7 protein-coding genes are annotated in these 11,010 nt (G+C 29.2%); 2 read left to right on the top strand and 5 right to left on the bottom strand.

Going from position 1 to position 11,010, the window contains the following annotated elements; genetic code table 11:
- Nucleotides 1–138: 138 nt before the first annotated feature.
- Complete coding sequence (locus I6U48_RS17825) at nt 139–558, top strand: organic hydroperoxide resistance protein (RefSeq protein WP_218321819.1); 420 nt, start codon at nt 139–141, stop codon at nt 556–558.
- Between the two features lie 114 nt (nt 559–672).
- Here the strand turns inward: I6U48_RS17825 and I6U48_RS17820 are convergent, their stop codons facing one another.
- From I6U48_RS17820 to rpsF, 3 genes are all read right to left on the bottom strand, one after another.
- Nucleotides 673–6,042, bottom strand: a complete 5,370-nt coding sequence (locus I6U48_RS17820; protein WP_218321818.1) for an AAA family ATPase — start codon at nt 6,040–6,042, stop codon at nt 673–675.
- 377 nt (nt 6,043–6,419) lie between these two features.
- A complete protein-coding gene (gene rpsR, locus I6U48_RS17815; protein ID WP_218321817.1) occupies nt 6,420–6,674 on the bottom strand; it encodes a 30S ribosomal protein S18 in 255 nt (84 codons plus the stop codon).
- Between the two features lie 122 nt (nt 6,675–6,796).
- Nucleotides 6,797–7,084, bottom strand: coding sequence for a 30S ribosomal protein S6 (gene rpsF, locus I6U48_RS17810; RefSeq protein WP_218321816.1), 288 nt, complete (start codon nt 7,082–7,084; stop codon nt 6,797–6,799).
- Nucleotides 7,085–7,443: 359 nt separating this feature from the next.
- Here rpsF and I6U48_RS17805 point away from each other — a divergent pair, with 359 nt between their 5' ends.
- Nucleotides 7,444–8,973 carry a methyl-accepting chemotaxis protein gene (locus tag I6U48_RS17805; protein WP_218321815.1) on the top strand — a complete coding sequence of 510 codons (1,530 nt, stop codon included), beginning with the start codon at nt 7,444–7,446 and terminating at the stop codon, nt 8,971–8,973.
- Between the two features lie 282 nt (nt 8,974–9,255).
- On the opposite strand, the gene I6U48_RS17800 is transcribed toward I6U48_RS17805, so the two are convergent.
- Together I6U48_RS17800 and I6U48_RS17795 are read right to left on the bottom strand one after the other, a co-directional pair.
- Complete coding sequence (locus I6U48_RS17800) at nt 9,256–9,900, bottom strand: alanyl-tRNA editing protein (protein WP_218321814.1); 645 nt, start codon at nt 9,898–9,900, stop codon at nt 9,256–9,258.
- 15 nt (nt 9,901–9,915) lie between these two features.
- Nucleotides 9,916–11,010 carry an alanine/ornithine racemase family PLP-dependent enzyme gene (locus tag I6U48_RS17795; RefSeq protein WP_218321813.1) on the bottom strand — a complete coding sequence of 365 codons (1,095 nt, stop codon included), beginning with the start codon at nt 11,008–11,010 and terminating at the stop codon, nt 9,916–9,918.

The following is an 11,010-nucleotide window of genomic DNA, read 5'->3' as shown; positions in this document are numbered from 1 at the left end:
TCATGCGTTTGCCCTGTATTTTTTTATGAGTTATGTTGCTTTAATAAAAAAAGTATGCTATATTAATTTATAAACAATAATTATTAATCAATATGTATTATTGATTATGAAATTAAATTATGAATAGGAGATAAAATTATGAAAACTTTATATGAGTCAACAATGATTAATGTAGGTGCAAGAAAAGGTAGAGTTTATTCACCAGATAAATCCTTTAGTTTAGATGTGGCTATGCCAAAAGAATTAGGGGGAGAAGCCACAACATTGACAAATCCAGAACAACTTTTTGCAGCCACTTACAGTACCTGCTTTAATGGAGCATTAGAAGTAGTTTTACAAAAATCCAGAGTGGATTATGAAAAAACTACTGTTACAGCTACTGTATCACTAGTAGAGGACCCAGAAGATAAAGGATTGAAAATAGCTGCAAAACTGCAAGTGTCAATTGATGGAATAGACAAAGAAAAAGCTCTAAAATATGCTAATATAGCTCATAAAAACTGCCCATATTCAAAAGCTATTAGAGGAAATGTAGATGTAGTAATAGAAGTAGTATAAGTTAAGTGTCTATCATACTTACGAGGGGTTGTCTCACTTAAGATAATCAAATCAGAATAAGTCTACTTTCTTCTGTGCTTACCTAAGTGCAACAGCCCCTCATACCTTATATCCTTATTTATATATGTCAGAGAATTCTACATTAATTTTTTCAATATAGCTTTTACTTAAATCTTCACTGCAAGGAATTTCACCATAAATTTCATTAACTAATTCACATGGAATACATATAGTAAACTCAGTACCATAACCAGATCTACTTTTTACTGATATTGTTCCGCCATGAAGTTCTACTAATGCTTTTACAAGTGAAAGCCCTATTCCACTTCCTTCATGATCTCTTGTGAAAGATCTGTCAACTTGTACAAATCTTTCGAATATAGAGTCTAACTTTTCTTTTGGAATGCCTCTTCCTGTATCTTTTACTCTTATCAAAATATTTTCAATACTGTTTTCTATGTTAACTGTTATATGACCACCGCTTTGGGTAAATTTTACTGAATTTGAAAGTAAATTAAGAATAATTCTCTCAATTTTCTCTGGGTCACAAGCAATAACCTTTTCTTCTACATCTGTATCAAATATAAGAGATAAACCTTTATTTTCAATATAATCGGCTACAGACAAAGTTATATCTTCTATGAGATTTATAATATTTATATTTATTTTATTGATGCCAAAGTAACCTGTGTCTATTTTAGTTATATCAATTAAATTATTAATCAATCTCAAAAGACGATAACAATTTTGTTTCATTATATCACTATATTTACAACAATTTTTATAGGTGTTTTTATCCACACAACCTTTTATCTTTAACTCATGCGCTTGCAGTGCAGAAAAAATGACATTAATCGGGGTTCTTAACTCATGAGAAATATTTGAAAAAAACTCTATTTTAATTTTATCATATTCTCTAGAATAACTAATTTGTCTTTCGCTTTCCTTTAAAGCCTCTTCAGTAGTTATTCTATTGATAATCTCTTGTTCCAAAGCAGAATTTGCCTCTTTCAGCTTAAAAATTGTCTTCTCCAGCTGAAGAGTGCGTTCCTTTACCTTATTTTCAAGTTTGGTATACAAAAAGGCATTTTCAACGGAAATTGCAGCCTGTGAAGAAATTATCTTTAATACTGCAATATTATTTTTAGTAAATGCTCTCGACAATATGTTATTTTCTAAATATACTACTCCTTTTAAAATATTTTGCTTCAGAATAGGTATACATATTACAGACTGAACACTATTTTCTTCAAAATAATCATCATATGCAAATTGACTTCTAGAAACGCTGTCAATAATTATTTCTTCTTTCGTTCTCACTGCATAATTAATCATAGAAATAGGTATAATTTTTTTAGTATCTGCACTATCAAAAGCAATTTCTTTATGATCAATAATAATTTCTAACTCATTATTCAACCTTCCTGAAACCGATAGAATCAATCTATTTTCATCTTTTATGAGTATGTGTCCCTTAGTGCTCCCGGAATTTTGCATCACAATCCCCATTAATTTCCCAAGAAATTTGTCTCTTTCAATTTCCATAGAAATAGCCTGAGATACATTTAGTATGGCTTTCAAATCTATACAATTTAAACCATTGCATTCCATAGATAAATTTTGAAAGTTATTATTTGAAAATAATATGTCCTTATATTTTTCTTTCATATATTCGGCTTTACCTACAGCTCCCCACTCTAAGAAACTTGAATAAGCCTCTCTAATATAAAAACTTGCTGTCTTTTTTATGCTCATTTTTAAGTATCTTTGACCTGTAATTTCACACATTAGTGCATAATGGTATGGTCTTCTATTTTCTTGTGCCTCCAGCATTGCCTTTTCATATAGTTTAAAAGCTTCATCATATTTTCCTTCTAATGCTTTTATTTCAGCATATACTATATCATAGAGATGTTGAAAATTAAAGGGAGCATCCTTTGCTCTTGCATATAGCCACTGTCTACTTTCTTCCAACATTTCTTTCATTATTTGTTTTTCTTCTGCATTTTCTGTTTCTTCAATAATCTTGCAAATGGAAATAGCTTTTAAAAAGAAATGGAGTGCTATTATGTAATATGGAGTAACATACGATAAATAATTATCAGCTTTTTTCGCAAGTATATATGCTTCTTTAAAATCACTGAATAACACTGCTGAAAGAGTTCTATAAATATAGTAAACTCCTACTGCCATTCCATTATTGTTAACATCTTCTAAATGCTTTTCTTCATTAAAATCTTTATCATTAAAACTCCCATATGTTCGAGTTTCCCCTTTTAAAGCTTTTATTAATTGAAGAAAAGTAATGAATGACTCCTGTGCATATACGTTACCAATTTTAGTAATAAAAGTAAAGGCGTTCTTTACTTCAAGCTGCATTTCTGAAATAGAATTACAGCATTCTAATGTACCTGCCTGAGTAGTAAAAAAGCTATAGCAGGAAAATTCAAATTCACCACTTTCCAAGTTTCCTTTATAAGCTTTATGAGCATAATAAATAGCCATTTCTAAGGGCTCAAACCAATGACAATTCAAAATGCTATAACCATGATACATTCTATATAATTCTTCATTGAACCCATTTTGTTCTAAAATAAATATTGCCTTTTTTGAAAGCTTATATCCTGTATAAAAATCATTTTTAAGTGGAATTAACACCAATGTTATAGAAGGTGAAACTTCTAACCCCCAATTAGTAATACCTCTTTCAATCATTAAGTTAACACTTACAAGAACAACCCAAAAGGAAGCTAAAGGATTGAAAAAGAAACTAGCTGCAATAATCCTATTTAAAAGCTTTGCAATGGCATTATCTTTTTTGTTAGATATAAATTTTTTCTGTTCAAGTGTTTCAATTCTCCCATTACGTTCATACAAATAGTACTTTTCAATTTCTATTTCAATTACATCTATTAATTTATCTTCGGGATAACTTATTCCAAGCTTTTCAAGAAGAGATATCCCTAGCTGAAAAGCCTCTTTATGTCGACTTCTATTTGAAAGGCTGATCAATTGTACACAGCAAGCATTTACCAATTTAATAGGATCTTTTATTATTTTTTCTATTTGAAAATAAATTTCATCTACTTTCTCAAAGTCAGCTAAACTAAAAAGCACTTGATGGTATTCAGTATATATAGGCTGCATAAAGGAAGCATTATCTTTTAAAGACTTTGGAACAATATCCATTGCAAGTTCAAGATAACGTCTTGCAGTATCAAAGGCTGAAGTAAGTCTAGCAGCCTTTGCTGCATTTAAAAAGATATTGACCACTCTTTTGATATCGTTTTTTTTATTAATACACTCTAATATCTTGGAATAATGATCTGCTGCTAAAAAAAGGCTTGAGTTATTTGTTAGTCCTTCTATATTCTCATAATAATTAGCAATTTTCATATGAATAATTTTCTTATTTTCTTCCGATAAATCAAAATATCCTGCCTGTTGGAATTTATCATGGCAAAATAAAAATTCTACTTTTTTAGATTTTAAGCTGTATTTTTTTAGGATATAGATTATCTCGCCGGCTATAGCTGGTTTTAAGTCTTCATTTATATTTTCGAAACTTTTTCCAGATATTTTTGCAAGCATTTCTATATCAAACCGATTCCCAATACAGGCAGCTATTGAAATAAGTTCTTTTGTAGCTTCAGGAAGCATTTTCATTTTCTCTATTAAGAACTCCACAACATTGTCTGAGGTTTTACTATTTCTTATACCGATTTCAGTCCACCTCCACCTTTTTTCATGTACATCATAATACAATAACTTTTTTTCATTACAATATTTTAGAAATTCAATAATATAGAATGGATTGCCTAATGTTTTTTCATGAACTATTTTTGCTAGCTTTCGAGAATCTTCTTTATTACGATTTAATACATTAAATATCATTTCCGTAACAGCATTAATATCTAAATTATCTAAATGTAAATATTCTATTTTACCGTTATTTCTTTTTATTTTTTCAATTGTTCTAATTAGTGGGTGCGATGCATCTACTTCATTTTCTCTGTAACTACAAATGAACATCAATCCTCTAATACTATTATCAAAAATAACTTTTTCAAAAAGTTCTAAAGAAGCTGTATCTATCCACTGAAGATCATCAATAAAAAATACAATTGGACAGCTTTGTGAAGATATAGATCTCAATAAATTCTGAAGAGCAATGCTAAATTTAACCTGTGTTTCTACAATAGACTCTTCTATAACTTCAGGTTGTGATCCTATAATTAACCGCAGTTTGGGAATTACACTCATAAGTAAAGCACCATTTTTTCCAAGAGAATTTAGTATTCTTTTTCTCCACTTTTTTGCTTCACTCTCTGAATCTGATAAAATATAAGTGCAAAATTTATCAAGTGCATCAAACAACGCTGAGTAAGGAGTATTTTTATTATACTGATCGCATTTTCCTGAAAGAAAAATTCCGCGATATTTTATTATAGGTTTATGAAGTTCATTTACCAATGCGGTTTTGCCAATTCCAGAATATCCACCAATAAAGATAAACTCTGTATTTCCTTTAGCTGCTCTTTCAAATATACTAAATAATTTTTTCAGTTCATTATCTCTTCCGTATATTTTTTTAGGAATTTCAAAATTATTCGATTCATCGTTTTTTGCCAATTCAAATTCTCCTATTGTTCCCTTTTCTTCTAATTGGTCTATGCACTCTTGTAAATCAGCTTCAATGCCTGAAGCACTTTTATATCTATCTTCAGGCATCTTTTTTATAAGCTTCAATATAATCTTTGAAACACTCGTTGGAATATCTGGATTAATTTTATCAATAGCTAAGGGAGTTTTAGCTATATGAGAATAAACTATATCTGCAGAATCAGAAGAAGTAAAAGGAAGCTTAGAGCATGTTAATTCATACAAAATAATTCCTAAGGAATAAAAATCTGTTCTATAATCCACTGGACGATTCATTCTTCCAGTCTGTTCCGGTGAAATATAGTATAATTTATTATGGAGTATATTGGGATTTAGCGCTTCTGCAGTTTCAAAATAAAATTCTGATGAATCTTCAAAGCCACACAACTTTATAATCTTTTTTTCAAAATTATAAATAATGCTAAATGGATTAATATTTCTATGGGCAATATTATTACTATGAATATATTTAATACATTTTGTTATTTTTAATGCAATTTCCAATAATTCTTTTAGCTCAATGCTATTATTTTTTACATATTGGAAAAGAGGAACTCCTCCAAAATCCTCTAATATAAATGAAAGTCTATTTTCAAACTCTAAGAATTCATAAGCTTTTACAATATATTCACTTTCAAGTTTTTTTAATATATTATATTTGTTCTTAAATTTTGATATATTTATTGGATTATTAGGTTCAGTGTTTAATACTTTAATTATAACATTTTCATTTTTTTCAATATTCAACGCCTTAAAAATCGTAACATACTGAGATTTATAAATTAACTCCATTATTTTGTAATTTTCTTTTGTTTCTCTCATTAGATTCCCTGATTTTTTAAAACTATAACAAATTATTTTTATATTCTACCTTTGTCATAGAAGGGTAGCTTTACATGATTTAACTACTCAATTTTTTCTATCAGCAAGCCATAAATCAGGGTTATTCACTTCCTTTCCTCCTCTAATTAGAACAGACTGTTAAGAATTCTCGGCAATTTGTCCATAGTTATCTTTAATCTTATTATAAACAATTTATAAAAATTATTCCACTTATGTATTCTTAAGAATAAAAATGATTTTACTTGAATTTATTACTTTATATGTAAAATAAAAAAGACTGTTGCACTATAGATGCAACAGTTAACAAAAAATAAAAAAACTGAAGAATATCCAAAGTCTATTCTTCAGCTCTTGTATTAGTCTGTTGTAAATGGTAATAATGCTATGTTTCTTGCTCTCTTTATAGCATCTGTAAGTGATCTTTGATGCTTAGCGCAAGTACCGGAAATTCTTCTTGGAAGAATCTTTCCTTTTTCAGTAACATATTTTCTTAATTTATTTATATCTTTATAATCTATAAATTCAGCTTTATCCATACAAAAAGCACAAACTTTTCTTTTTGCTCTTCTCATCTTACCTGAATTTCTTCTTCCGCCTTCTCTATCTGCCATGCTTATCCCTCCTTACCTTTCAAAATGGGATATCTCCATCATCGATTGGAATTATATCCTCTATATGTTTTTAATTAAAACTTTGAGTTCTTACAAATTCTTCAGACATGCTGTAGTTAATCCTATTTTTCATTGTTAACTATTATGTGTCTTATAACACTGTCAGTAATTCTGAATACTCTGTCTAACTCTTTTGGTAATTCAGGATCAGCGTTGAAGTTTACTAGAGTATAATAACCTTCAGTAACTTTGCTTATTTCATAAGCAAGCTTTCTCTTACCCCAGTTATCAATATTTTCTACTACTCCACCACCATTTTCTATTACTCCCTTGAACTTTTCAACGTTAGCTTTAACAGCTTCTTCGTCTAATGATGGGTGCAATATAAATATAGTTTCATACTTTCTCATTAAGTTTCACCTCCTCCCCTTGGACTAACGGCTGTGTATTTCACAGCAGGGACTCCAGTTTAATATTTTATCATCAATTTAATAAAAAAACAACATATTTTTTTAAAAACTATGTTGTTTTTTTATTTTTCTACATATTTTCTTAATTTTATGGCCCAGAGTTGCTGTCTTTAAGCTGACTTAAGCCTATATTAAGAGTAATTATATAATTATAAAAAGTTTCAATTCCAGTACAAATGAAATTTATGGTATAATTTATATTATTATGACATTTAAACAAAAGGTTGGTTAAAAATGAGATTAAAGCAGAAAAGTTTTCTTCGGTTTTTAATAGATATTGAGAGGAGCTGATTAGCAACATGACTACTGATACAAGCACTATAATTAGACATCAGGTGAAAACGTTAAAGTTTGTAATAGTTATCTATTCCTTAAGTGCATTACTAGCAGGTTCAATGTTTGCAGTAATGAAACTATTAGGATTATATAACGAGGTTAAATGGCCTTATTTAATCGGTTTATTTTTAATAGGATCTTTAGAGATACTTGCTTTTAACATTATGTACAAACTAACAGTTGTAGATGGAGAACTGAATAGTAAAATGTTCAAAAACATGAAAATAGCTACACTTATAGCTTGTTATATAAACTTTCTGTATATGAATTTTACTATTCCTTCAAAAGAACTGTGGGTAACAGTTTTCTATATGATTATATTATGCTCTCTATTCCTAGATAATAAAATCAATATGGCTTCTATTATACTAAGCATCGTCTCAGAAGTTATACTATTTGTTTTAAATCCATATACACTGACTAATGAGTTTTTTTTAAGAGAATTGATACTTAGAATAATTTCTATATCTCTAGTTTCATTTGGACTTTTTGCTTCTACATACTTTTCAGCCAAATTATTAAAATCCATTGAAAAAAATGAAACTGAACTTAGAATCAATAATGAAAATATAAGTAATTTATTTAATAAAACTACTGAATTTGCCAAAAGTTTATTAGGTTCAAGTGAAAATTTAGCATCCATAGCTTCAGAGGAAAGCGCCTCTATGGAAGAAATATCAAGTACTACTCAATCTATTTCTAGAGATACAGACAAAATATTAAAAGACTCTTTTGAAAATACCAAAGTACTTAATCAGCTTTTAGATGCCAATAGATCTATTTCTATAAAGTCTAAAGATACTGAAAATAATTCTACTAGTTTAATTCAATTATCTAATCAAAATGAAGAAGCATTGAACCAAACTCTAAGTATAATAAGCGTTATAAAAAATAGCATAGGTAATACCCTAGATGCCACAAAGGTGCTTGAAGAAAAGTCTAAACAAATTGATGAAATACTTCTTATAATAAAACAGATATCCGAGCAGACTAATCTTCTTGCTTTAAATGCATCAATTGAAGCTGCAAGAGCCGGTGAGTTTGGAAAAGGCTTTGCAGTTGTCGCAGATGAAATTAGGGAACTTGCTGAAGATACTGGAACATCCTTAAATGATGCAACTTTAATTACTAATGAAGTTAAAGAAAGGGTTGCTCAGGTAGAGTGTCTTATGACCGAGAACTCAGAAAAGATAAATAATGGTGATACTATTATAAACAATGCCGTTGAAAATATAAAGATTATGCTAACTAGATTAAAGGACTCAGGAATTAACATTAAGGAAATAAGCGAGTTAACTAATACTCTCTTATCAGAAACTCAAAACGTTGTTACATTTAATTCTAATATTTATGAAACAATGAGAGACGCCATATCAGATTTCAATTTAGTTAACAAATCTATAAATAGAACTGTAACAGTAAGTGAAGATTTGACAAGCAGTGCAGAAAACTTAAAAAACATGGCTATTGAAATGAATAAATTGATTTCCTAAATTTAATTTTCTCTAAGCTATATAGATAGTTAACTCTATAACTAAACTTATATATTTCCAAATTTAAAATGGTATTTGGCGGCTGAGGTATATAATTAGTTTAGCTTTACAGTTAACTATCTAAATATTACTTAGGACAATTATTATTATACACTATTTATACGAAAATTGAAATATTAATAAAAAAAATAGTTTAAAATTATCATTTTGTTAATTTTCAAACCTTATAATTAGAATTTTACAACACACAATTTACAACTATACAATACTAGAACAGATTTATTATTTTTCTAAGTATATCTCAATTCTTTCCTTACCACTACCTAAATTGTTTCTTTTTAAATATATAGGTCCAATTTCTCCTGTTCTCTTTAAATGCGTTCCTCCACAAGATACTTTTGCAAATCCTTTTATACACCAATATCTTTTTTCCTTCTCTTCATCCTCAAAAGCACTTATTATATCTAAATTTGAATTTATTATACTATTTGCTTTACTCTGAAGCTCTGGAAATATCTCAGAAATTTTTCCATCCCATAAAAAGTCTACTCTTGCTTTATCTACAGTTATGTTTGCTCCAATTTTCTCAGGATGATTATAGTTTTGATATACTAATTCAAGTATAATTTCTGCTGCAAAATGTAATTTCATTAATCTATATCTTTTTTCCCAATCAATTATAACCATAACCTCTTGATTAGGTATTAAATTATGATTTTGTTCAATAGTATAGTAAATTTCTTTTCCTTCTTTTTTGGCTTCTATAATTTGAAATCCTCCTATGGTTCCTGCATCAGATTGCTGACCTCCTGAAAAGGCAAAAGCTATTGTTTTATCAAGAGTGATAACATTACCTTTTACACTGATTATTTTTGCTTCAAGTTCGGTCAAATAAGGATTTTCCCAAAATAATTTCTTAACACTCATTGTGTATCTCCTTTTCTATATATATTTCTTTTTCACCCATTTTGAGTTGCAAAGATACAACATCGGAGAATAATACATATAAAATTGAACTATGTCTCCAACCTTATATCCATTTTTACAGTTTTCTATATCAATTATCGTATGATCACTACTGCTTCCAACAAGCTCTATATTCTCATCAAGAGGAATGAGGTTATCCTGATGCACAAAATCCTGCTTACCAATAGCTAATAAGGCCCTTTTTCTTATGCCTCTGTCCTCATAAACAGGCTTATTGCCAGAAGTATTTAAATACATCTCTCCAATCGGATATGTTGGCTTATCCTTGATTTCAATTATCTGCGCTTTTAATACAAAGGTATCATTATGCATTCCCGGTATTTGGGTCCCCCATAAGTCTGGTAAATCTCTATTTAAAAGCATTGCTTCTCCAATTCTCAGGTTACTAATTCCATCTGGCATCTCACCATTAAATAAAAGTGGCAAAGAAGTAGTTCCTCCACCTGATACTATTTCAAGTCTTCTTCCTATAAGTTCCCTTATAGTATCGGCTAATATAGTTACCTGTTTTAAATTTTCATGAGTAGGTTTTATAGAACCATAACAACTTAGATTAGTACCGATTCCCATAAGCTTCACATGTTTAAGGTTATTTTCTATATATAAGGCCTGGTCTATAAGTTCTTTTTCATCTATAAAGCCTTCTCTAAGATCTCCAACATCATACATAAGAACAACTCCATGTTGTTTATTATACTTGCAACATGCATCTTCTATAAGTTGAATAGTTCTTCCCTCTGAATTCAAACTTATATCTGCATACTGAACCAGTTCTTCAAGTTCACTTCTCATAGGTATGCGTATGAGCATAGTATCTATCTTGTAACCTTTTTCTCTTAACTCTTTCAACTGCTCTAATCGAGAACTCGCTATGTAAGTACACCCTGCTCTCACAAGTTCCTTTGCCACGCGCTCTTCTCCGTTAACTCCTTTTATTATGCCAGATACGGTAATTCTATTTTCTTTGCATTTTTCTACAATGATCTTAGCATTTTCGTATATTTTATTTAAATTTATTTCAAGTAAAGGATATTTATCTGTTGTAATCAT

The sequence above is a fragment of the Clostridium thailandense genome (assembly GCF_019207025.1).
GTDB classification, from domain to species: domain Bacteria; phylum Bacillota; class Clostridia; order Clostridiales; family Clostridiaceae; genus Clostridium_AM; species Clostridium_AM thailandense.
Note: the sequence above shows the minus strand (reverse complement) of the source record. Positions and strands in the feature narration are given on the sequence as shown.